21 protein-coding genes are annotated in these 23,842 nt (G+C 60.3%); 10 read left to right on the plus strand and 11 right to left on the minus strand.

Annotation, left to right across the window (positions count from 1 at the left end; all coding sequences use genetic code 11):
• Positions 1-24 precede the first annotated feature (24 nt).
• From ACA055_RS04710 to ACA055_RS04730, 5 genes are all read left to right on the plus strand, one after another.
• Complete coding sequence (locus ACA055_RS04710) at positions 25-1,365, plus strand: KamA family radical SAM protein (protein ID WP_497682579.1); 1,341 nt, start codon at positions 25-27, stop codon at positions 1,363-1,365.
• Between the two features lie 24 nt (positions 1,366-1,389).
• On the plus strand, positions 1,390-2,262 hold the full coding sequence (locus ACA055_RS04715) for a branched-chain amino acid aminotransferase (protein WP_497682580.1): 873 nt from the start codon (positions 1,390-1,392) through the stop codon (positions 2,260-2,262).
• A gap of 21 nt (positions 2,263-2,283) precedes the next feature.
• A complete protein-coding gene (locus ACA055_RS04720; RefSeq protein WP_497682581.1) occupies positions 2,284-3,042 on the plus strand; it encodes a TauD/TfdA family dioxygenase in 759 nt (252 codons plus the stop codon).
• A gap of 67 nt (positions 3,043-3,109) precedes the next feature.
• On the plus strand, positions 3,110-4,069 hold the full coding sequence (locus tag ACA055_RS04725; RefSeq protein ID WP_497682582.1) for a diiron oxygenase: 960 nt from the start codon (positions 3,110-3,112) through the stop codon (positions 4,067-4,069).
• Positions 4,070-4,083: 14 nt separating this feature from the next.
• A complete protein-coding gene (locus ACA055_RS04730; RefSeq protein WP_497682583.1) occupies positions 4,084-4,884 on the plus strand; it encodes an N-acyl homoserine lactonase family protein in 801 nt (266 codons plus the stop codon).
• Positions 4,885-4,992: 108 nt separating this feature from the next.
• Here the strand turns inward: ACA055_RS04730 and ACA055_RS04735 are convergent, their stop codons facing one another.
• From ACA055_RS04735 to ACA055_RS04750, 4 genes are all read right to left on the minus strand, one after another.
• Positions 4,993-6,423 carry an aminotransferase-like domain-containing protein gene (locus tag ACA055_RS04735; RefSeq protein WP_497682584.1) on the minus strand — a complete coding sequence of 477 codons (1,431 nt, stop codon included), beginning with the start codon at positions 6,421-6,423 and terminating at the stop codon, positions 4,993-4,995.
• A gap of 300 nt (positions 6,424-6,723) precedes the next feature.
• The gene (locus ACA055_RS04740) at positions 6,724-7,428 is read right to left on the minus strand and encodes a hypothetical protein (protein WP_497682585.1); all 705 of its coding nucleotides are present in this window, start codon (positions 7,426-7,428) and stop codon (positions 6,724-6,726) included.
• 91 nt (positions 7,429-7,519) lie between these two features.
• Entirely contained in the window at positions 7,520-9,040 is a 1,521-nt protein-coding gene (locus ACA055_RS04745) for a sensor histidine kinase (protein ID WP_497682586.1), read from the minus strand.
• Positions 9,037-9,753, minus strand: coding sequence for a response regulator transcription factor (locus tag ACA055_RS04750; RefSeq protein WP_497682587.1), 717 nt, complete (start codon positions 9,751-9,753; stop codon positions 9,037-9,039). Before ACA055_RS04750 ends, ACA055_RS04745 begins: the two co-directional genes overlap by 4 nt.
• A gap of 152 nt (positions 9,754-9,905) precedes the next feature.
• Here ACA055_RS04750 and msrB point away from each other — a divergent pair, with 152 nt between their 5' ends.
• From msrB to msrA, 3 genes are read left to right on the plus strand one after another with little or no spacing between them, the layout of a single operon-like run.
• Positions 9,906-10,424, plus strand: a complete 519-nt coding sequence (gene msrB, locus ACA055_RS04755) for a peptide-methionine (R)-S-oxide reductase MsrB (protein ID WP_497682588.1) — start codon at positions 9,906-9,908, stop codon at positions 10,422-10,424.
• A gap of 33 nt (positions 10,425-10,457) precedes the next feature.
• Positions 10,458-12,227 carry a cytochrome c biogenesis protein DipZ gene (locus tag ACA055_RS04760; RefSeq protein ID WP_497682589.1) on the plus strand — a complete coding sequence of 590 codons (1,770 nt, stop codon included), beginning with the start codon at positions 10,458-10,460 and terminating at the stop codon, positions 12,225-12,227.
• 31 nt (positions 12,228-12,258) lie between these two features.
• Positions 12,259-12,966, plus strand: a complete 708-nt coding sequence (gene msrA / locus ACA055_RS04765) for a peptide-methionine (S)-S-oxide reductase MsrA (RefSeq protein ID WP_497682590.1) — start codon at positions 12,259-12,261, stop codon at positions 12,964-12,966.
• A 20-nt stretch (positions 12,967-12,986) separates the two neighbouring features.
• On the opposite strand, the gene ACA055_RS04770 is transcribed toward msrA, so the two are convergent.
• Entirely contained in the window at positions 12,987-13,889 is a 903-nt protein-coding gene (locus ACA055_RS04770) for a LysR family transcriptional regulator (RefSeq protein ID WP_497682591.1), read from the minus strand.
• A 102-nt stretch (positions 13,890-13,991) separates the two neighbouring features.
• Here ACA055_RS04770 and ACA055_RS04775 point away from each other — a divergent pair, with 102 nt between their 5' ends.
• On the plus strand, positions 13,992-15,167 hold the full coding sequence (locus ACA055_RS04775) for an aspartate aminotransferase family protein (RefSeq protein WP_497682592.1): 1,176 nt from the start codon (positions 13,992-13,994) through the stop codon (positions 15,165-15,167).
• 81 nt (positions 15,168-15,248) lie between these two features.
• Here ACA055_RS04775 and ACA055_RS04780 read toward each other — a convergent pair whose 3' ends face one another.
• Both ACA055_RS04780 and ACA055_RS04785 read right to left on the minus strand, forming a co-directional pair.
• A complete protein-coding gene (locus ACA055_RS04780) occupies positions 15,249-15,740 on the minus strand; it encodes a P-loop NTPase family protein (RefSeq protein ID WP_497682593.1) in 492 nt (163 codons plus the stop codon).
• 64 nt (positions 15,741-15,804) lie between these two features.
• Complete coding sequence (locus tag ACA055_RS04785; protein ID WP_497682594.1) at positions 15,805-17,727, minus strand: alkaline phosphatase D family protein; 1,923 nt, start codon at positions 17,725-17,727, stop codon at positions 15,805-15,807.
• A gap of 171 nt (positions 17,728-17,898) precedes the next feature.
• On the opposite strand from ACA055_RS04785, the gene ACA055_RS04790 reads away from it, so the two are divergent.
• On the plus strand, positions 17,899-18,267 hold the full coding sequence (locus tag ACA055_RS04790) for a PH domain-containing protein (protein ID WP_149418251.1): 369 nt from the start codon (positions 17,899-17,901) through the stop codon (positions 18,265-18,267).
• Between the two features lie 133 nt (positions 18,268-18,400).
• Here the strand turns inward: ACA055_RS04790 and ACA055_RS04795 are convergent, their stop codons facing one another.
• Genes ACA055_RS04795 through ACA055_RS04810 form a run of 4 tightly spaced genes read right to left on the minus strand, consistent with a single transcriptional unit; the run spans position 18,401 to position 23,533 of the window.
• Entirely contained in the window at positions 18,401-18,622 is a 222-nt protein-coding gene (locus ACA055_RS04795) for a formate dehydrogenase subunit delta (protein ID WP_497682595.1), read from the minus strand.
• A complete protein-coding gene (gene fdhF, locus ACA055_RS04800; RefSeq protein WP_497682596.1) occupies positions 18,619-21,501 on the minus strand; it encodes a formate dehydrogenase subunit alpha in 2,883 nt (960 codons plus the stop codon). Before fdhF ends, ACA055_RS04795 begins: the two co-directional genes overlap by 4 nt.
• On the minus strand, positions 21,498-23,060 hold the full coding sequence (locus ACA055_RS04805; RefSeq protein ID WP_497682597.1) for a formate dehydrogenase beta subunit: 1,563 nt from the start codon (positions 23,058-23,060) through the stop codon (positions 21,498-21,500). The genes fdhF and ACA055_RS04805 overlap by 4 nt, the downstream gene beginning before the upstream one ends.
• Positions 23,057-23,533: a formate dehydrogenase subunit gamma gene (locus ACA055_RS04810; RefSeq protein WP_497682598.1), complete on the minus strand. Its 477-nt coding sequence runs from the start codon at positions 23,531-23,533 to the stop codon at positions 23,057-23,059. Before ACA055_RS04810 ends, ACA055_RS04805 begins: the two co-directional genes overlap by 4 nt.
• Positions 23,534-23,842: the final 309 nt, after the last annotated feature.

Genomic DNA, 23,842 nt, shown 5'->3' on the forward strand with positions numbered 1-23,842 from the left:
CAGGCAATCACCAGGAGCGCTGCCATGCAGGGAATGTCGGAGCAGGAAAAATACAAACCCTATAACTCACGCACCATCCGCGAGACTCCGTACTGGCACAAACTCACGCCAGCGTTGAAGGAAGCCATGACCGTCGTCGCCCGGGTCATGCCGTTTCGCACCAATGAATATGTCCTTGGAACACTGATCGACTGGAACAACATCCCGGACGATCCGATTTTCCGCATGACCTTTCCCCATAGGGACATGTTGCTGCCGGACGAGTACGCCTCGCTCAAGCAGCTGATCGACCAGGATGACGCTGTTGGCATCAAGCGGCGGATCGAGGCGATCTGGCGGCGCATGAACCCTCATCCGGCCGGGCAACTGACACACAACGGCGTGACCCTCGACGGAAAAGTCCTCCCGGGCATTCAGCATAAGTACCGCGAGACCGTACTGTTTTTCCCCGGTGCCGGTCAGACGTGTCACGCCTATTGCACCTTCTGTTTTCGCTGGGCGCAGTTCATCGGTGAGGAAGAGCTCAAGTTCAACGCGCGTGAATCCCAGGAGCTGGTGAGTTACCTGCGGGTGCACAGCGAAGTGACTGACGTGCTGATCACCGGCGGCGATCCGATGATCATGAACACTCGCTCGCTGGCCGGGTACATCGAGCCGCTGCTGGAACTGCCCCACCTGAAAAACATCCGCATCGGCACCAAATCCGTGGCGTATTGGCCGCAACGGTTTGTCACCGACAAGGACGCGCCCGAGCTGCTGGAACTGTTTAAACGGATCATCGCCGCGGGGAAAAACCTGTCGATCATGGGCCACTACAACCACCCGGTGGAGATTCATCAGGCCATCGCCCGCCAGGCGGTTGAACGCATTCGCTCTACCGGTGCGACCTTGCGCATGCAGGCGCCGGTGATTCGGTATATCAACGAAAACCCCGCTGACTGGGCGGCGCTGTGGACCGAAGGCGTGCGCCTGGGGGCGGTGCCTTATTACATGTTCGTCGAGCGCGATACCGGCCCCAGCCATTACTTCGCGATGCCATTGGCGCGGGCGTTCGAGATCTTTCAGGCGGCCTACCGCACGGTCTCCGGATTGGCGCGCACGGTTCGCGGTCCGTCCATGAGCACCTTCTACGGCAAGGTGTTGATCAACGGCATCGAAACCGTCGCCGGGGAAAAAGTCTTCGTGTTGCAGTTCCTCCAGGCCCGCGACCCGCAATGGGTGTTGCGCACGTTCTATGCGCGCTTCGATCCGCTCGCGACCTGGTTCGACCAGTTACGCCCGGCCTTTGGTGAGCGAGCATTTTTCTTTCAGACCGAGCCTGCAGCCGCACTCGAATTGATACCGGTCCTGCTCGAAACGGCGTAGGAAAATTCATCAGGAGATAGGGATATGAGTGGCATTCCGTTTGATCAACGCGAAGGATTTATCTGGCTCGACGGCGAGTTCGTCGAGTGGTCCCAGGCGCGGCTGCATGTGCTGACCCACGGCCTGCATTACGCGAGCACGGTGTATGAAGGGGAGCGGGTCTACAACGGCAAGATTTTCAAATTGCGTGAACACAGCGAGCGCTTGTATCGCTCGGCGCAGTTGATGGACTTTGCCATTCCCTATGAACTGGATGAGCTGGAAGCGGCCAGCCACGAACTGCTACACCGCAACAACATCGTCAACGGTTACCTGCGGCCGGTGGCCTGGCGCGGCAGTGAAATGATTTCCACCTCGGCCCGTTTCAACAGCGTCCACGTGGCGATTGCCTGCTGGCAATGGCCGAGCTATTTCGACCCGGCAGGGCACATGGCCGGCATTCGATTGAAGACCGCCGAGTGGCGTCGTCCGCCCCCGAACTGCAGCCCCTTCGAAGCCAAGGCGTCCGGGCACTACCAGATCGCCACGTTGAGCAAGCACGACGCGGAAAACAACGGCTATCACGATGCCCTGATGCTCGACTGGCGCGGCAACGTCGCCGAAGCCACCAGCGCCAACGTGTTCTTCGTCAAGGGCCGGACACTGCACACGCCGCTGCCGGATTGCTTTCTCAACGGTATCACCCGTCAGACCGTTATCGAACTGGCCGAGGCGCTGGATTACCAGGTGGTCGAGCGAACCATTGTTCCTACGGAGCTTGGCGACTTCGACGAGTGTTTTCTTACCGGCACCGCTGCCGAAATCACACCCGTGCAGAGCATTGATGAACATCGCTATCGACCGAGCAGCGCCTGCCGGGAATTCATTGCCGCTTACACCTCAACCGTAAACGCCTGATAAACAGCCAGGAATATCACCATGACAGATCAAGGGATTGTTGCGTCTGCACCTTACATTTCACTGGGCCATCGTCATGAAGAGTTGTCGGCCCGTGGCTGGACGGTACTGACACCGGACGAATTCGCTGATGATGTTGTAGGAACGCTGCACGAGTTCGGTCCGGTTATTCCGCAGTTCAATGGGCAGACGGCTTTTGCCATCACCCGCAAGCCGGGGTACGAAGACTTGCCGTATTCCCAGAGCATGAACGGTATCGGCCCGCATACCGAGGCGCCGGTGTATGGACCGCCGCCGCGCTACCTGGCGTTGCATTGTCATCATCAAGCCACCTGTGGGGGCGGGCATACGGGGCTGGTGGATGGATACGAATTTTTGAAGTCCCTCGAGTGCAGTGAACCGGAACTGCGCGAATGGCTCGATGACACCCCTGTGGAGTTCGTCGCCACCGCCAAACCCGGCGAAGCCGCGCAACGCCGGGTCAAGGAATACATCCTGACGCCTACAGAGGCCGGGGACATTTTCCGCTTCAGCTACAACCAGTTTCACTACGGCGATGTGAATCCATCCAAGGAGGATCTGCAGCAATCGCAGGTCGCCAACAGCTCGTCGCCACTGGCCAGGTTTGCAGTGCTGGGCGAAGCGTATTTTGTGCAGCACCACACGCCGGTGCTGATTCCCGACGGGTACATGCTGATTTGGGACAACTGGCGAATGATCCACGCCCGCAGTCGATACACTGACCCGGCGCGAAACCTGACCCGCTACTGGCTGGCCTGATTCATCCGTCGCCCATTATTCCATCGGCGTACCCCGTAGCGGGTACGCGTCCTACAGGTATCGCGTCATGCAAACAGCAATCGAGATCGCCAAGGTCGATCATCAACTGGTGATACGCCTGAATCAGGCGTGGACCAAGCGGGCCACCGTCTGTGCGCCGGACAAGGTCGGCGTCAGCGAAGCATTCGATCCGGCGCGCCCGGATTATCCGGAGTGCATGGTGCCATTTTTCCATCACCCGAAATTCCAGGTCCTGAGCGATGAGCTTAAAAGCACCGTGGTGACCTGGGGCTGGATCGGCTACAACCTGCGCACCGTGACCGCGGAAGAACACGTCGTGAACCCGGCGCTGAGCGTCATCGCCAATCAATACCTGGGCAAGGACGACTGGCATTTTCGCGAGGCCATGCAGCAAACGTTGATCGATGAGCACTACCACACGCTCATGCACCTGCGGGCCATCGAACGAACCAAGGTCGAACGGGCGCTCGATCAGGATCTGGATTTGCCGCCGTCGGTCACTTACCTGCGTCTGGCCGCGCTGCGCGAAGAATTGCCCGAGCAATGGCAGCGGGACTTGGCGGCGATCACCTTTGCGGTGGTGGCCGAGATCAGCGTCAACGCTTATCTGGATCTGCTGGCGGACGACCAAAGCATTCAGCCGCAGAACCGCCGCGTGGCTGAACTGCATAACCGTGACGAATATGCCCACAGCAAGGTGCTCGCCGAAGTGGCGAAGGTCATGTACGCGAACATGCAGCCGATCCAGCGGGCGTTTTTCGCACGCACGTTGTCGGTGGCGCTGAGTGCCTTTGTGGCCCAGGACTACTCGATGTGGGAGGCGATTCTCACGCAGCTGGGAATCGAGGATGCCGCACTGATCATCGCCGACACCCGGGAGAGCAACAAAAACGCGACGATCATGCGCGACTACAGTGGCCTGCATCGGCTGGCGCAGGATCTGGGCATCAGCGACGAGATCGATTTCGACTTCCGTCCGACCCTCAAAACTACCGCAGCGGCCTGAGCCAGGAGGTGTCCATGTCCGTTCCTGTGTACGAAGTATTCGCCATCCGTGTCGGCGCCAATGCCCAGCGCACCGCCAGGGAGAATTTTCTGTACGACGCGTGCTGCGGTGATCCGAATGCATCGATGCCGCTGGACTACTACTTCTGGGTCATTCGCAATGATCAGCATGTGGTGGTGGTCGACACCTGTTTTCAACCGGCCACGGCGGATCGGCGCAATCGTCAGATGTATCGCTTGCCGGAAGAATCCCTACGTCAACTGGACATCGATCCGGCGCAGGTCGAGAACTTGATCCTTACGCATTTGCACTGGGATCACGCTGGCAACCTGGGATTGTTTCCGAAGGCGACGGTGCATTTGCAGGAAGCGGAGCTGCGCTTCTGTACCGGACCGAAAATGGCCCATCGCACGGTGAACAAAACCTACGAGGTCGAGGACGTGATGTCGGCATTGCCGCCGCTGTTCGAAGGGCGGATGCGTTTGCACACCGGCATGGCTGAGGTGCTTCCCGGCGTGACGCTGCACCCGGTAGGCGGGCATACGCCGGGTAGCCAGGTGGTGCGGGTGAATACCGCGCGCGGGTGGATTGTACTGGCCTCGGACGCTGCGCATTTGTGGGCGAACATTCGTCAACGCAGTCCGTTTCCGATACTGGATGACCTGGCGCAGACGCTTGAGGCGTTCATCGAAATCGATCGCTTGGCCGACAGCGAAGACCACGTGATTCCTGGCCATGATCCCCTAATCGCCGAACGTTTCCCGCATTGGAATGATGATCCCCACATCATTTGCCTGCACCAAAACCCGGCTTGACGACTCACCCCTGTGGAGCGGGCTTGCTCGCGAAAGCGGCCGTCCAGTCAATAAAGATACTGCCTGACTCACCGCCTTCGCGAGCAAGCCCGCTCCCATAGGAATTGTTTATTCCTGGTTTTTCAGCAGTTGGCCGAGGGTCGCCAGGGCCTCTTCAATTCGCGGTGAATACGGCGCTCCGCAGCCAATTCGCACAAAGTGGTCGAAGCGATTGGCATTGGAAAAGATATCCCCAGGCGAAATCTGGATGCCGACCTTCAACGCCTCATGAAAAAACGCCATGGACGAATGGTGGCGAGGCAGTTCCACCCATAACAACGTACCGCCCTGAGGGTTGGTTATGCGGGTGCCCGGTGGGAAATAGCGAGTGATTGCTGTGCTCATCTGCTGGCGTTGTTGAGTCAGCGTTTTCCTCAAGCGACGTAGGTAACGTTCGTAGGACGGTGTCTTCATGAACGCGCTGACCGCCAGCTGCGACAACGCTTCGCAACCGCGGGACTGGGTGTGTTTGAGCATTTCCACGCGATCGTGCCATTTCCCCGCACTGATCCAGCCCAGGCGCATGCCTGGCGCGAGGGTTTTGTTCAGTGAGGCGCAATAAATAACGTTGTCGGTACGGTCCCAGTGTTTGAGCATCGACAACGGCTGCTCGCTATCCACCAGGTCGCCATAGGTGTCGTCTTCGATCAGCACCGTATTGTGCTCGGCGCACAGTTGCACCAGCCGCGCCTTGTTGGCGTCGGACATGATGCTGCCCAACGGATTTTGCAGGTTGGGGATGACGATCAACGCTTGAATCTGTTCGGGGCTTCGCAGCAATTGCTCGAGAGCTACCAGACTGATTCCTCCGTGGGCCGTTGCCGGGACTTCCAGCACGCGCAGGTTCAGGCTTTCGAGAATTTGCAGCAGCCCGTAAAAGGTTGGCGACTCCACGGCCACCGTGTCACCGGGTTGGGTGACCGCGCGCAGGGCCAGGTTGATCGCTTCGGTCGCGCCATTGGTGATCACAATCCGCTCCGCTGCCAGGTTGGCGTTAGCGGTCAGCGCCCGTCGGGCAAGGATGTTGCGCAGCGCGCTGTTACCGCAGGTTGAACCTGCCGCGCCAAGCAAATGCTGATCGTGGCGCAGCGCCTTGATCATGTGGTCCTGCAGGGTCTTCAACGGATAGAGTTCCGGCGCACAGTAGGCACTGGCGAAATTGACCTTGATCGTCGCGCGTTGACTCGCTTTGAGCACCCAGGAAACCTGTTCGTGAATCCCGACGTAAGTCCCTGTGTCCAACGGCTCAGGAGGTGCGATCGGCACGGACTTGGGCAATGTGTCGGGCTGACGAATGTAGTTGCCCGAACGTGGGCGCGCTTCCAGAACACCATAGTCCTCGAGTTCCCGGCAAACCTGCACCGCGGTCGACAGGCTGACGGCGTGCTTTTCCATCATCAGCCGAATGGAGGGAAACCGTTCACCGGTTTTCAAGGTTCCGGTGCGGATGGCGTCGAGGTAATGGTTGGCTAACTGCCGGTAAAGGGGAGGCGTGTTCATGATGACCTCAGCAATTGCACCACTGAGGTCTTGGGCTGGAAAGTGAGTTGACGATCCCTGCAGGCGGACCCGTGGTGCTGAAGGGTTAGGGAACGTGTTTTTCTGGTATCGAATCACCGCGGCATGGGTGGCTTTGGACATTGATTGCCGAAGGGGGTGGCACTTTGCAACTGTCTCGCTGTTGGCAACGACGATAGACAAGAGCGTCGAGTTTTTTATGGAATCACGGGCAATAAAAAGCCCCGCTCTAGGGCGGGGCTTCTGGGGGAGTGGCGCTCGACGCGCCGCTGCCAGATCGTATTACTGCGCGGCGATGCTGTAGCCATCGAATGCGCTTTGCTGCTGAAGTGCGGTGATGATGTTTTTGCGGTTAACCGCTTGTTCGGCCCCGGCATTGTCCAGGAACGTTTCGCTTTCCAGCTCCGCGTCATCGCCTTCGCCGACGAAGGTGAAGCCCAGGAATTCCAGGGCTTCACGGTCAACGTTCAGTCGCGATCGCGGGGTGCGCAGCGGCAGCGTGACGCTTATGCCGTCCTTGCTGATGGTGAACACTTCGACTTCTTTCTTGACCCGTGCAGTTTTGCTCTTGCCGCTGGTTGGGTTGCTGATGGCCTGATGAGTCTGGTTCAGCACCTTCAGCGCCAGACCGTAGACGATTTCCTGAAAGGCAGGATCGTCCTTGAAGCTGGAAAGGATGCGGCTGATCGGGAACTTGCTGCTCAGGTCTTCCAGGGCCGCAATGTCGGCTGCCTCGGCGTCCTTGAGTTGCTTGAGTTCGCCCATCAGTTCGTAGGCTGTGTCGTCGTCGAAGCGGTCGTGAGCCTGGCGAATCGCGGCGCGCAGCTCGCGGATCTGGTCGCTTTCCCGGGTGGACTGGAAAGCGTCCAGGACCATCTCGCTGATGGTCTTGGCCTGGGGCACATGCTGTGAAAGATTGATGGAGTTTTCGTATTCCGCTTTGGACGACAAGGTGACTACGGATTCAGCGGTATTGGAATCGGACATTGAAATTTCACTACTTCTTTTAACTTGGGTTGAGGCGAGAAAGCACGGGGCCTTTTCAGGCCGCCTAATCTATTGGACCTGCGCTGCGTTGTCACGGATTCCCCAGCGAATTCAGATTCATTGACCGAACAGCCCATTGCTCTGCCGTTTGCTCATCCACCGGTAGCGAGAAGCGAAAGGTCGCGCCGCGTCCAGGAAGATCAATCAGCTGGATCTCGCGACCGTGCAATTGCAGGATCCTGTGCACGATCCGCAAACCCAGCCCGCCATCGCGCCGTGCGCCGCCAATATTGAAGGGGCGCAGGAACAGACCGTCGCGCAGTTCGGTGGCGATGCCGGGGCCGGTGTCGCTGACGGTGACTTCAACGAAAGGTCCTTGCGGACGCAGGCTGAGTTCGATCTCTCCACCTTGGGGGGTATGGCGCAGGGCGTTGTCGAACAGGTTGGTGAGTACTCGCTCGATCAATCCAAGGTCAGCGCAGGCCGACGAAACGTTGGATGCGAAGGTGGCTTTCAGTTCGGCCTGGCGCGCTTCGGCGGTGAGTTCGAATTTCTGGAAGATGTCCTGCACCAGATCGGTCAGGGAGAAGCGCTCCAGCACCGGTTGCACGAAGCCGTGTTCCAGCCGCACCAGTTCCAGCAGCGATTGCGCCAGGCCACCGACCTTGCGGCTTTGATCCAGGGCAATGCCCAGATAGCGACGACGGTCGACGGCAGACAACGTGGCGTCCTTGAGCGACAGTGTCTCCAGATAACCGTGCAGCGAGGCCAAAGGTGTTCGCAGGTCGTGGGAGATGTTCGCCACCAATTCGCGGCGCTCCTGGTCCTGGCGGGTCAAGGAACGCCATTGTTCGCTGAGGCGTGCCTGCATCTGCCGGAAGGCCGCATCGAGTACGGCAATTTCATCGTGGCTGGCAGCTTTCTCCACGGGGGCAGACGGGGGCGGTGTGATCGGGACACCGTCAATGTCGAACTGGCTGACGGTGTCGGTCAACCGCCTCAGCGGGCGGGTGATCAGGGCAAACGCCGTGAGACCGGCAATCAGACACAGCAGCGCCACCAACCCGATGGACAGCAGCGCCGTATTGAGGGCCGCGCTGGTTGCACCGCGTTCGGCCAGGCGATCGTGCGCTTCGCCCAGCAACACCACGTAGAGATAGCCTGCCGGCTTGCCATTGACCGTTAGTGGCGCAGCGCTGAATACCTTGTGACCCTCGGCGTTGCGTGGATCGTCGCCGAGAATCGGCAGGGCATCGCCCTTGAGCAAACGCTGGATCGGCGCCAGGTCGACCCGCTCCCGACGTATCCGGCCTTCGGGCGCCGCGCTGCCGACAACCTTGCCCTCGGTGTCCAGCAGATAGACCTCGACACTGGGGTTGACCAGCATCAGCTGGCTGAACAACTCGCGCACGGCATCGGGCATCAGGCCATTGGCGTCCATCAGCACGGTGTCACGGGCGATGTGCTGAGCAAGATCGCGCGACAGTCCCTGCACCACTTCCAGTTCATGCATCTGGTTGGAGCGCACCTGCATCCACGCCGACGTCCCGCAGCACACCAGCAATAGCACGGCGAACACCAGAGACAGGCGTTGAGTCAGGGTCAGCCTCATGACTGATCCTCCCTGGCCGCGAATTTATAGCCACGACCCCATACCGTGAGGATGCGCGCCGGTTGTGCCGGATCGGTCTCGATTTTCGCCCGCAGGCGGTTGATGTGGGTATTGACCGTGTGCTCGTAGCCTTCATGGCTGTAACCCCACACGGCGTTGAGCAGGTCCATGCGCGAGAACACCTTGCCGGGTTGACGGGCGAAGAAATACAAAAGGTCGAACTCCCGTGGAGTGAGATCAAGACGGCGACCGTCGAGGGACACGTCGCGGGTAATCGGGTCGATGGAGAGGCCGTCCGTGATCAGGCTCCCGGCATCCATTTTCAGGTTGCGGGCCATGGCGTCGACACGTCGCAGCAGCGCTTTGACCCGGGCGACCAGCTCGAGCATGGAAAAAGGTTTGGCCAGGTAGTCGTCGGCCCCGAGTTCGAGCCCGAGAATCCGGTGCATTTCGCTGGAGCGCGCGCTGGTGATGATGATCGGCGTGTAACGAGCCATGGCGCGGGCGCGGCGGCAAATTTCGAGGCCGTCGACACCTGGCAGCATCAGGTCGAGGATCAGTGCGTCCCAGCTTCCTTGCTGCAGCAGTCGCATGCCTTCATCGCCATCGGCGCAATGCACCACCTCGAACTGCTCATCGCGTAGATGCAGGCAGATAAGGTCGGCGATATGCAGGTCGTCCTCGACCACGAGGACGCGTTTGGTCTGTTCCATCAAAGCTCAATCCTTCAGCGCAATGAGCGCATTGTGCGGGTTTTCCGGGGCCTGAGTTATCACGAATTGTTTAACTCCTCGTGAGGATTTGGCGATCAACCCAAGCCTAGGCTGTGTTCCATGTCAGGCACCTGGATTTTTCGGAGAAGACCATGTTTTCACGGCGGAAGTTTCTTGTAGCGAGCGGCGGGCTGGGGGTTGCAGCCCTGGCGATCGGTGTATTGCCAAAATTTGCCGCGAGTTTTGCGCTGGTCACTGAAGCCAGTGCGGCGGAGGCTTTCGAGGTGGTCCACAGCGACAGTGAATGGCGCGCGATGCTGAGCGCCGAGCAGTACGAAATCCTGCGTGAAGAGGGTACCGAACGGGCTTACAGCAGCCCGCTGAACAACGAGCACCGGGACGGCACGTTCGCCTGTGCCGGATGCGCTCTGCCTCTATTTTCCTCCGCGACCAAGTTTGACAGTCGCACCGGTTGGCCCAGCTTCTGGGCACCGCTGGAGAATGCAGTGGCGACCCGTCAGGACCGGTCATTCGGCGTGTTACGCGAAGAAGTTCACTGTCGACGTTGCGGCGGTCATCTGGGGCATGTCTTCGATGACGGGCCAAAGCCCACCGGTCTGCGTTATTGCATGAACGGTCTTGCGCTGACCTTCAAGCCCCAGGCGGCTTGATCTTTTTTTCCACTTTTTATGCAGGTCGATGTTATGTGGCTTCTGGTCCTCGCTTATCTCGGTGGTGTGCTGACGATTGTCAGCCCGTGCATTCTGCCGGTACTGCCGTTTGTCTTCGCCCGCACCGGGCAGCCGTTCATGAAGAGTGGCTTGCCACTGCTGGCAGGGATGGCGCTGACCTTCGCGCTGGTTGCCTCGTTAGCAGCGGTGGGCGGTAGTTGGGTGGTGCAGCTCAACCAGTACGGTCGCTGGCTCGCCTTGTTGTTCGTCGCACTGTTCGGGCTGACGCTGTTGCTCCCGCGAGTGGCCGAGCGATTGACACGGCCACTGGTGGCGGCGGGCAGTCGGCTGTCGGAAGCGGCGGGTGCCGATGCCCGGCCGCGCCCCGGCGCTTCGCTCCTGATCGGTGTCGCCACGGGCCTGTTGTGGGCGCCGTGCGCCGGGCCGATTCTGGGGTTGGTACTGACTGGTGCGGCGTTGCAAGGGGCAAGTATTGCGACCACGTTGTTGCTGTTGGCGTACGCCGCGGGTGCCGCAACGTCTCTCGCCATGGCGTTGTTGCTGGGCGGTAAAGTCTTCGCGGCGATGAAGCGCTCGATTGGCGCAGGCGAATGGGTGCGTCGAGGTTTGGGAGGCGCGATGCTGGCCGGTGTGGTGGCGATTGCCCTGGGACTGGACACCGGGATTCTGGCGCGGATTTCGACCGCATCCACCGGCGGTATCGAGCAGGCCCTGGTGGCGCGCTTGGCCGGTAAGTCACCCAGCGCCAGCGGAGCGATGATGGCGCGAGACCCCGGCGGTGCGATGAAAGCGGCTGTCACAGCGCCGGGCGCACTGCCGATTGAAGGCAACCTTCCATCACTGGACGGCGCGGTGCAATGGCTCAACTCGCCACCACTGAGCGCGCAGGATTTGAAAGGCAAGGTCGTGCTCGTGGATTTCTGGACTTACTCCTGCATCAACTGCCTGCGCTCACTCCCCTATGTGAAGGCCTGGGCCGAAAAGTACCGCGACCAGGGATTGGTTGTGATCGGTGTCCATGCACCCGAATTTGCGTTCGAACGGGACGTAGGTAATGTCACCAAAGCCATGAAGGACCTGGGCATCAACTACCCGGTGGCCATCGATAACGAGTACAAGGTCTGGCGTGCCTTCAATAACCAATACTGGCCGGCTCACTATTTTGCCGACGCTCAGGGGCGCATTCGTTATCACCACTTTGGCGAAGGCGAGTACGCCGAATCGGAGCGAGTGATCCAGCAACTGCTGCGTGAAGCGGGCACCGCGAAGGTGGCCGATGGCCTGATCAATGTCGACGCCAAGGGTGTCCAACTCGCCCCCGACATGAACGAAGTGCAATCGCCCGAAACCTATCTCGGCTTCCAGCGAGCGGAGCGTTTCGTCCCTGAAACCAGCCTGGTGCCAGACAAGGTGTCGGCCTACAGCCCTCCGTCGCAATTGGCGCTCAACGACTGGAGTCTGGACGGTCAGTGGAATGTCGGTTCGGAGCGCGCGACTGCAAGCGCACCGTCCAGTCGCATTGTTTACCGCTTTCACGCTCGTGACTTGCATCTGGTGTTGGGGCCGGGTGCTGATGGCAAGCCGGTGCGATTCAAGGTGCTGATTGACGGGAAAGCCCCGGGCGATGCCCACGGTACGGATGTGGCGCCCGATGGCAGCGGCAGCGTGACCGAGCAGCGCTTGTATCAATTGGTACGCCAGAACGGCGGCGTTACGGACCGGACCTTCAGCATCGAGTTTCTCGATCCGGGTGTTTCGGCATATGCCTTTACGTTTGGTTGATCACTCTTTTATTTACCCAGGAGTCAGACTCATGAAAACCCTGTTTACCTGGCGCCGCGCCCTGATGGGGGTGGTCGCCGCTGGAGTCATCAGCCAATGCTCGGCATTCTCTTTCGGCTCTGCGCAAGAGGCGGTCATCATTCCGCCACCGACCCTCGACGAAACCACCCAGGCCCACAGCGAAACCGCGGTCTTCGCAGGCGGTTGTTTCTGGGGCGTCCAAGGTGTGTTCCAGCATGTCAAAGGCGTGAAGATGGCTGTTTCCGGTTACGCGGGCGGTGCAGCCAATACCGCTCGGTACGAACGGGTCAGCGACGGTGATACCGGTCATGCAGAATCAGTCGAAGTCACGTTCGATCCCGCTCAGGTCAGCTACGGCACCTTGCTGCAAATCTATTTTTCGGTGGCCCACAACCCGACCGAACTCAATCGCCAGGGACCTGACACCGGCACCCAGTACCGGTCGGCGATTTTTCCGCAAAGCAGTGAACAGCAGCGCGTGGCCCAGGCCTACATCGCTCAACTCGACGCCGCCCGTTCGTTCAACAAACCCATCGTGACCAAACTGGAAACCTACAACGGTTTCTACCCGGCCGAGGAAGAGCATCAGGACTTTTTGACCGAACACCCGACCCATCCGTACATCGTGATCAACGATCTACCGAAAGTGGCGCAGTTGAAGCAGCTGTATCCGGATCGGTATCAGGAAAAACCGGTGTTGGTGAAGGCGGGGATGTGAGCAGCGTATAGAGCCGGTTACTACTTGCCCCACATCCGCATGGCGAAGTCGACGAAACTGCGTAGTTTCGGTAACCGGTAGCGATCCTGTGCATACATCAGGTTCATTGGCCGGCTGGGTGGTAGGTAGTCCGGCATCAGGGCCAGCAGTTTTCCGTCCTTGAGGTCTTGCTCCACCAACGCGTCGGGCAACATCACGATGCCCATTCCCGTTCGTGCCGCTTGATGGAGACCTGCCGAACTGTTGATCAGCATCGGCCCGCTGACCGCCACAACGACTTCGCCCTCGGGGCCGGCCAGGCGCCATTGTTTTTCCACCGAGTGCCAGTCGTCACCGGCCGGATAGGCAAAGGACAGGCAGTCGTGGTGTTGCAGATCTTCAGGTTTTTCCGGCACGCCACGGCGCGCCAGGTATTCCTGGGATGCGCACATGGTCAGGGTGTAGTCGCCGAGTGGACGGGAGATCAGGTTGGACTGCTCGGTAGCACCCAAGCGAAACGCGACGTCCAAACCGTTTTCGAGCAGTTCCGGGCGACGGTTGGTGAGGACTACATCCAGTTTGACTCGCGGACAAAGCAGGGCGAACTCACTCAACGCGGGTGCCAGTTTTTCGGTGCCGAACGTTAGTGGTGCGGTGATACGCAAGGTGCCGCTCGGCTCGTCGAGGGCCTGTTCGGCCAAGCGCTCGGAATCCGCCACCAGCCCCAGCACTTCGAGACACCGCTGATAGTACGCGGTGCCGAATTCCGTCAACCGTTGACGCCGCGTCGTACGGTTGAGCAAACGCACACCCAGGCGTTGTTCCAGCGCCTTTAGATGATTGCCGACCATGGTCGTGGACATTTCGCACTGCAACGCGGCGGCCGTCATGCTGCCGGCTTCCACCACTTTCACATAAACGGTCATTGCCTGGAACAAATCCATTATCAAGCTCAGCTTTAAAATGATTGAAGTGCTGCGGCGTTTATCCAGCTCTGGTGGCTAACCATACTGTAAAAACACCGACAATTGATGGAGCTTGATGCCATGACCGCCGCCTGCCTGATGACCACTTACCAACCCCTGGCCCTGAGTTTCAACAAAGGTCTGGGTACGCGCCTGTGGGATCAGTCCGGTCGCGAGTACCTGGACGCGGTGGCGGGCGTGGCAGTGACCAATGTCGGCCACTCTCACCCTAAAATCGTCGCGGCGATCAGCGAACAGGCTGGCCTGTTATTGCATACCTCCAACCTGTACAGCATCGACTGGCAACAACGGCTAGCGCAGAAGCTGACTCTGCTGGCCGGAATGGAGAGGGCTTTCTTCAACAACTCCGGCGCCGAGGCCAATGAAACTGCGCTGAAGCTGGCGCGCTTGTACGGCTGGCACAAAGGCATCGAACAACCGCTGGTGGTGGTCATGGAGAACGCTTTCCACGGCCGGACGCTCGGTACGTTATCCGCCAGCGATGGACCAGCCGTACGCCTGGGGTTCAACGAGCTGCCGGGGGACTTCGTGAAAGTACCGTTCGGCGACCTCAAGGCGCTGGACAAGGTGCAGCAGGCCCACGGCCCGTGCATCGTGGCGATCCTGATGGAACCGATTCAGGGTGAGAGCGGCGTCCAACTGGCCCCGCCCGGTTACCTGAAAGCCGTCCGCGAACTCTGCAACCGGCGCTCGTGGTTGCTGATGCTCGACGAAATACAGACCGGTATCGGCCGCACAGGCCAGTGGTTTGCCTTCCAGCATGAAGGCATCGTTCCAGATGTGATGACCCTGGCCAAAGGCCTCGGTAATGGCATTCCCATTGGCGCCTGTCTGGCTCGTGGAAAAGCTGCCGAACTGTTCACTCCCGGAAGCCACGGCAGCACCTTCGGCGGTAATCCGCTCGCGTGCCGCGTCGGTTGCACCGTGTTGGAAATCATTGAAGAACAAGGGCTGCTGGAGAACGCCAGACTGCAGGGCGAACGTTTGTTGACCAGATTGTGTATCGAGTTGGCGGACGCGCCCAATGTCCTGGCGATCCGTGGTCAGGGCTTGATGATCGGCATCGAACTCAAACAGCCAATTCGCGACCTGACCCTGATCGCCGCACGGGATCACGGCTTGCTCATCAACGTGACGCGGGGCAAAACCATCCGTCTGCTGCCGCCGTTGACGATTGATGAGCGGGAAGTGGAGATGATTGTCAGAGGGGTTTGTCGGGCGGTGAAAGCAGCCTGACATCGCTGGAACTTGCGCAACCTTAAACAGGATCGGTGTCTCCGTCAGCGCGGGAAATAGTGGGGGAGATCAGTTGGTTTTTCACATCGAACCTACGAAAGCCGCAGTTTCACTGCGGTCCATCAGCTGTAATTTCGAACCGGTAAATCCATCGAACAGACGTTGATGCGCGGCAAATCCACTGGACCCTTCGCGGGTCCGATAGCTGCCGGCCCAGTCCAGCAAGGCAATCAACAATTCATCGTTATCATCGCGTGTCGCCTCGCGCTGGCGAATGTTGGCGACGCATTCTTCATCTTCAACACACAACCAGATCAACGCCGTGGCACGGTGGATAAGTTCGCTGATCATCCAGCCATAAACGCCCTCGATCACCCAACGCTCTTCACTCGCAGCCACCCGTGCCATCCCAAGCGCTTCGGCGCGTGGTCGGGCGATGCTGCATTCGTCGGACAACCAGTTAATCGAATCAAGATCGACCCACGGCACTTGCAGCTGCTCGGCCAATCGCTTGGCCAACCAGCTTTTCCCGGAGCCAGAGTTACCGATGATCAGAGTCCGAGTGAAATCCATAACCACCACCGATCAAATGTGGGAGCGGGCATGCTCGCGAAGCAGGCGACTCGGTCTCACTCCATCAATCATCACCCTCAGGCGCCACCATCCGCGTCTTCGGCGAACCATTGGAGTTGTGCTGATAGATATCCTGCGGCTGCCCTTTTTCATTAAAGAACACCTGCCCGATCCCCGCCGAGTTCCACAACCGTTCACCCGCTTCAGCATGTTCCGGCACATGCGGAACGATGCGCATGCGTCGACGTTTGGTCAGCCAGTTCAGCGGTGAGCGCGGCGAGTAGAGCCAGCGGTTGAGGCGGTCGAACCATTCGAGCAGCGTGGGCGGGAATTCGTTTTTGATGCCGCTGCTGGTGATCTGCCAGATCTTCGGGCCGGCCTTGCGGTGTGGGATCAGGACTTCATAGACGAAGGAATAATGCACATCGCCCGACAACACCACGTAGTTACCGGGTGTGCGGGAGTGTCGGAAAATGTTCAGGATCACTTGGGCCGCGCCGCGATGGGCCATCCAGTTTTCGGCGTCCACCAGCAGCGGAAAACCACACCAACTGAAGACGCGCTGTACGGTCTCGATCAGTTTGACGCCGAAGATCGGCGCCGGCGAAACGATGATTGCTGACGGATGATCCAGCAATTCCTGCTGCAACTCGCTCAGCGCTTCCCAATCCAGCAGACCCGATGGCTGCTTGAGCGTCATCTCACTGCGCCAGCGCCGCGTGCGGGTGTCGAGCACCACCAAGGCCGGGCTGGTCGGCAGCACGTAGTGCCAGTTCTGAAACTGCAGCAGTTCATCGATCAAGGCATCTTGCACGGGGCTGTCGAGGTAGCCGTCGTTTCCGCTGGCGCTCAATCCGCTGGCCTTCTCCAGCACCGCGCCGAACGCATCCGGGTTGTTGCCCCAACCCTGGCACAGCATGTAGGCAATCAGCGCGTTGCCGATGATGCGCTTGGAGAACGGATGACCGTAGGCCGTTTCCTCCCATTGCGCGGAAAGATTCCAGTCATCGGTAATATCGTGGTCGTCGAAGATCATTAGGCTCGGCAGATGCGCCAGTGCCCGCGCGACGTTACCGAGACCGGCCTTGAAGCCGTCGATGCGCGTTTGCTCCAGGGCATAACGCTCGCGCCTTTCTTTGATCAGTTTCGGCGGTTTTAGCGTGATCAATGCCCAGGGCGTCGGCGACCACACCAGCAAGTACATGGCCATGACTTCGGAAAAGGTCACCAGATGGTTGTCGGCACTGCTGCTGGTGAAAATCGGCTTACGCGCCCCGCCGAAAAATCGCTCGCGCAGGGTTTCATTGCTTTGCAGCGCCGGTAACAAATCCGCACGGTGGTAGTAACTGGCGGGATGCTCGTAGAGCTTGGCGCTGTCACTGACCACTGCGCCTTCCAGGTGCTCCTCGAACAGCCCGAGCCGCTTGATCAAGGCATGAATCGCCCGCAGTGTCGGCCCGGCCACATCATCGGCGTAGACCTGATCGCCGCTCATCATCAGCAGCGCCGGCCGATCTTTGGCTTCGTGTTCCGCCGCCAGCAACCGATCGACACACAGCAACCCATCGGCCGCCGGGAAGTGCGGTTTGCGGCAGGAGCCGTGCAGCAACTGATCGATCCGAGAGCGCAAGACGAAATTCGGCGAACGCGCTTCGCCGTAGAGCAAATGCGGCGCCCACTCGGCGATGCCCGTCACCGCGTCTTCAATCAACAAGTCGTACTCAATCAACGTGTCGAAGGGCAGGGCAGTGTCCAGCTTCACATCAATCAGATGCACAAAGGCGTGAGTGCCGATCGGGATGATCGTGCAGTGCTTTTCGTCGAGACGAACGTCGTCGTGGTCTTGCAGGCGCAACGTCAGCGCCAACGCCCGCGATCCCACCAGCCACATCACCAGGCGCGTGGGCTCCAGCCGCCGCAACAGCGGTCCGGCCAGGACAGGGGGCAGGGATTGATGATCGTCAGGCGAAGGTGAAGACATGGACATCCGGGTTCTTGGTACAGAGGAGCGCGCAATGATAACGCAGCTTGTGTAAATGAATCGTTGCCGACTTGCGTAGGATTCGTGCACAAGTAGCGGTTACGGCGTAAATACGTTCTGACGGCGGTGTCGCCGGTGCACTCGGCTTAGATGTCCATTAAAAACAGGGAATGGCAGATGATTGATTTCAACAACAAAGGCTTCTTCAAACTCAAGCAAAACGACGAGTACGCAGAACGCGTCACCGCGCTGCTACTGGACGGGGAGCAGGTCATCGACTCCTACAAATCCATGCGTGATGGGGTGGTGTTTACCAACAAACGGATTATTGCGGTCAACGTGCAGGGCCTTACTGGCAGCAAGAAAGACTTCACCTCGTTGCCGTACAAAAACATCGTGGCGTATTCGGTGGAAACGTCCGGGACGTTTGACCTGGATTCGGAATTGGAGATTTATTTTTCGTCGCTGGGGAAGGTGAAGTTTGAATTCACCGGCAGGACGTCGATGGTGGAAATTTCTAAGCTGATTTCTCAGCATTTGCTCTGAACACGCAGACCCCTGTGGGAGCGGGCTTGCTCGCGAAGGCGGTGTGTCAGGCGCCAAAAACGCTGACTGACACTCCCTCTTCGCGAGCAAGCCCGCTCCCACAGGTTTTCAGACAGGCTTAAGTTCGTGTGACCTAAGCCTCCCAGCCCGCCCCACTGACTGCCGCCTGCGCCAGTGGGTGCAAGTCTGCCCCGTGATGCTCCGTTTGCCAGGCCAGCAATTCCTTGCGCATGCCGGGCGTCCAGTACATCTGCAGATGATTGCGCACGCCGAGCACGGCCAGTTGCTGGTCCGGTTCACTGGCGAAGTACTGGGCGATCTGGTTGACCATTTTGATCAGGTTGTCAGTGCTCATCGGCGTACCTCCGCTTTAACGCCGCGAGCCTGGCGGCGATCCTTGAGCAAACGGTCTTGTTCGTCGCTGAATTCCTGATAGCGTTTTTGCCACTCGGAAGGGTGGTAAACGCGGCTGACTTCGACGGCGGTGACCTTGTACTCCGGACAGTTGGTGGCCCAGTCCGAGTTGTCGGTGGTGATGACGTTGGCCCCGGATTCAGGGAAGTGGAAAGTGGTGTACACCACGCCTGGGGCGACCCGTTCGGTGACCCGCGCACGCAGCACGGTCTGGCCGGCGCGGCTGCCGATGCCGACCCAGTCACCTTCGTTGATGCCACGGCTCTCGGCGTCGGTTGGGTGGATTTCCAGGCGGTCTTCGTCGTGCCAGGCAACGTTCTCGGTACGCCGGGTCTGGGCGCCGACGTTGTACTGGCTGAGGATGCGCCCGGTGGTCAGCAGCAGCGGATAGCGATTGTTGACCTTTTCCTCGGTGGGCACGTAGCCGGTGAGCATGAAGCGCCCCTTGCCGCGCACGAATTCATCGATGTGCATGGTCGGCGTGCCATCTGGTGCCGCCGCGTTGCACGGCCATTGCAGGCTGCCGTGGCGATCCAGTTCGGCATAGCTGACGTTAGTGAAGGTCGGCGTCAGGCTGGCGATTTCATCCATGATTTCCGACGGATGCTGGTAGTTCATCGGGTAGCCCAAGGCGTTGGCCAAGGCCACCGTGCCTTCCCAGTCGGCCTTGCCGCCAAGGGGGTCCATGACCTTGCGCACCCGGGAGATGCGCCGCTCGGCGTTGGTGAACGTGCCGTCTTTTTCCAGGAACGAGCAGCCCGGCAGGAACACGTGGGCGAACTTGGCGGTTTCGTTGAGGAAAATGTCCTGCACCACCACGCATTCCATGGCCGACAGCGCCGCGGTGACGTGCTGGGTATTGGGGTCGCTTTGGGCAATGTCTTCGCCCTGGCAATACAAACCCTTGAAGCTACCGCCCAGGGCGGCCTCGAACATGTTGGGAATACGCAAGCCCGGGTCGGGTTGCAGGGTAACGTTCCAAGCCTGTTCGAATTGCGCCCGCACCACTTCGTTGGAGATGTGCCGGTAGCCGGGCAACTCGTGGGGGAATGAGCCCATGTCGCAGGAGCCCTGAACGTTGTTCTGCCCACGCAGCGGGTTCACGCCCACGCCTTCGCGGCCGATGTTGCCCGTGGCCATGGCCAGGTTGGCGATGCCCATCACCGCCGTGCTGCCCTGGCTGTGTTCGGTGACGCCCAGGCCGTAGTAGATCGCCGCGTTTCCGGCGCTGGCATACAGACGGGCGGCGGCACGGATGTCAGCCGGGGCTACGCCGCAAATTTCGCCAAGGACTTCCGGTGAGTTTTCCGCACGGCTTACGAGCTCGCTCCAGCGGGCGAAATCGCTGCCCTCGCAACGGGCGTCGATAAACGCCTGGTCAAGCAGCCCTTCGGTGACGATGACGTGGGCCAGGGCGTTGAGCATGGCGACGTTGGTGCCCGGACGCAGGGCCAGGTGCAGTTCGGCGCGGGCATGCACCGAATCCACCAGATCAATGCGTCGTGGGTCGATGACGATCAGCCGCGCGCCTTCACGTAGGCGGCGTTTGAGCTGGGAGGCGAACACCGGGTGGGCGTCGCTGGGGTTGGCGCCCATCACCAGGATCACGTCGGCCTGCATCACCGAGTCGAAACTCTGGGTGCCGGCGGACTCGCCCAGGGTTTGTTTCAGGCCATAGCCGGTCGGCGAGTGGCAGACCCGCGCACAGGTGTCGACGTTGTTGTTGCCGAACGCGGCGCGCACCAGTTTTTGCACCAGGTAGGTTTCTTCGTTGGTGCAACGGCTGGAGGTGATGCCACCAATGGAATCGCGGCCGTATTTTTGCTGCAACCGGCGGAATTCGCTGGCGGCGTAGGTTACCGCTTCATCCCAGCTGACTTCCTGCCAAGGGTCGTTGATGTGTTTGCGGATCATCGGCTTGGTGATGCGATCCGGGTGGGTGGCGTAACCCCAGGCAAAGCGCCCTTTGACGCAGGAGTGGCCGTGGTTGGCATGGCCATTCTTGTCTGGAACCATGCGCACCAGCTGGTCGCCTTTCATCTCGGCGCGGAACGAGCAACCCACGCCGCAATAGGCGCAAGTGGTGATCACGCTGCGTTCGGGCTGACCCAGTTCGACAACGCTTTTTTCCATCAAGGTCGCGGTGGGGCAGGCCTGCACGCAGGCGCCGCAGGACACGCATTCGGAGTCGAGGAAGTTATCGCCGCCAGCAGCTGCGACCCGGGATTCAAAACCGCGCCCGGTGATGGTCAGGGCAAAGGTGCCCTGGGTTTCTTCGCAGGCGCGCACGCAGCGGTTGCAGACGATGCACTTGCTCGGGTCGTAATCGAAATAGGGGTTGGAAGTGTCCTTCACGTCAGCCAGATGGTTCTCGCCTTCATAGCCATATCGCACTTCCCGCAGGCCGACCTGGCCGGCGACGGTTTGCAGCTCGCAGTTGCCGTTGGCCGAGCAAGTCAGGCAGTCCAGCGGGTGATCGGAGATGTACAGCTCCATGACGTTGCGGCGCAGGGTCGCGAGCTTCGGCGTCTGGGTGTGCACGCTCATGCCTTCAGTGACCGGCGTGGTGCAGGACGCGGGGTAGCCGCGCATGCCGTCGATCTCCACCAGGCACATGCGGCAGGAGCCGAAGGCTTCCAGGCTGTCGGTGGCACACAGTTTTGGAATGGTGGTGCCCAGCAGCGCGGCGGCGCGCATCACCGAGGTGCCTTCGGGCACGCTGATGCTGCGGCCGTCGATGTTCAGAGTGACCTGCACCTGGCTGTCGCGGGCCGGGGTACCAAGATCGATATCAGTGTTCGGGTCGAAGAGAGTGATCATTGGTCGGCCTCCGAGGCTTGCAGACCGAAGTCGGCGGGGAAGTGCTTGAGGGCGCTGACGACCGGAAAGGGGGCCATGCCGCCCAATGCGCACAGCGAACCGTATTGCAGGGTGTCGCACAGGTCCTTGAGGATGATTACCTGCTCATCGCGACCACTTTGGTCCGGCGCGGCCAGCAGACGGTCGATCACCTCCACGCCCCGGGTCGAGCCGATGCGGCAGGGGGTGCATTTGCCGCAGGATTCTTCGGCGCAGAATTGCAGGGTGAAGCGCGCCATCTGGGCCATGTCCAGGCTGTCGTCAGCCACCACCACACCACCGTGACCGAGCATCGCGCCGATGCCGGCGAAGGCTTCGTAATCCAGTGGCGTGTCGAATTGCGACGGCGGCACCCAGGCGCCGAGCGGGCCGCCGACTTGGGCGGCCTTCAGCGGCCGGCCACTGGCGGTCCCGCCGCCGTAGTCTTCCACCAGTTCCCGCAGGGTCAGGCCAAAGGCCCGTTCCACCAGGCCGCCGTGACGAATATTGCCCGCCAGTTGGAAAGGCATCGTGCCCAGGGAACGGCCCATGCCGTAATCGCGATAGAACTGCGCGCCCTTGGCCAGAATCAGCGGCACCGAAGCCAGGGTCAGCACGTTGTGCACCAGCGTCGGCAAGCCGAACAGACCCTTCAAGGCCGGAATCGGCGGCTTGGCGCGAACGATCCCGCGCTTGCCTTCAAGCGAGTCCAGCAGCGCGGTTTCTTCACCGCAGATGTACGCGCCGGCACCGACCCGCACTTCCATATCGAAGGCCTGGCCGCTACCGCCGACATTGGCGCCTAGGTAACCGGCGGCCCGAGCAATGTTCAGCGCCTGGCGCAGTGTGGCCACGGCATCTGGATATTCCGAGCGCACATAGATGTAGCCGTAAGTGGCGCCGACGGTGATGCCGGCAATGGCCATGCCTTCGATCAGCAGGAAAGGATCGCCTTCCATTAACATGCGGTCGGCGAAGGTGCCGGAGTCGCCTTCGTCGGCGTTGCACACAATGTATTTCTGCGCCGCCTCGGTAGCGCGCACCGTGCGCCATTTGATCCCGGCCGGGAACGCCGCGCCGCCACGGCCACGCAGGCCCGAATCGAACACCTCTGTTGCGGTTTGCTCACCGCCAACGGTCACGGCCCTCGTTAAACCCTCGAAACCGCCATGGGCCCGGTAATCATCCAGCGACAGCGGCCGGGTAATACCGGCGCGGGCAAACAGCAGGCGTTGTTGTGTCTTCAGATAAGGCAGTTCTTCCACCAGGCCCAAGGCCAGCGGATGCGCGGACGGCTCGCCTTGCAGGGCTTCAAGCACGGATGGCACATCGGCGGCGGTCAGCGGGCCGAAGCCGATCCGGCCTTGCGGGCTGTCCACTTCCAGCAGCGGCTCCAGCCAGTACAGACCGCGAGAGCTGGTGCGCTGCAACTCCAGGGGCAGATTGCGTTCCCGGGCCTGAGTGATAAGGGCCACCGCTACCTCATCGGCACCCACGGCACGGGCCAGCGAATCGGTGGGCAGATAAAGAGCCGGCATCATGCGTCCTCCCTGCAAGCATCGAGCAAGGCATCCAGACGCTCAGCGCTCAGCCGCGCATGCACCCGGCCATCCAATTCCAGAGCGGGCGAGCAGGCGCAAGCGCCGAGGCAATAAACCGGACGCAAACTGATGCTGCCGTCGGCGCTGCTGCCGTGGTCGTCCAATTGAAGGCGTTCGCGCAACTGCGCCGCAAGCTGCTCGGCGCCGCGACTCTTGCACGACTCGGCGCGGCACAGACGCAGAATGTGTCGGGCCGGCGGCGCGGTACGGAAGTCATGGTAAAAGCTGATCACCCCGCGAATCTCGGCCTGACTCTGATTGAGGGCGTGGGCAATCTCGGGGACGGCCGCATCGGGGATGTAACCGATGCGTTCCTGAATATCATGGAGGATGGGCAACAGTGCACCCGGGGAGCCCTTGTGGCGCTCCAGCAGGCTGTTGACCATACGCATGTTCAACATCTCATCAGGCATACAGCATTCCTCACGGTCACGGACAAACCAGGCGGTTGTCGGTCGTCCGAAAGTGTCGGCTGCGGCATTCACACCACGTCACGGTATCGTGGCATTTTCAGGCCGTTGGCCAGGGCACCCTTGGCGGGCATCTTGTTGTGCCCGGCGCGATCTTCGTCGCACCTCTACTGGGGCATAAAGGGCAGCTTGCCACGCTGCTATTGATCGAACTGCACCAAAGCGACGTGTTCGGTTCTGCCTACGACTATCCATTAAGTCTAGATGAGCGTAACGCGGGGTGTTCACTCACTGGCCTAATGCCCAGAGGGC

Source organism: Pseudomonas sp. LBUM1657, assembly GCF_059716075.1.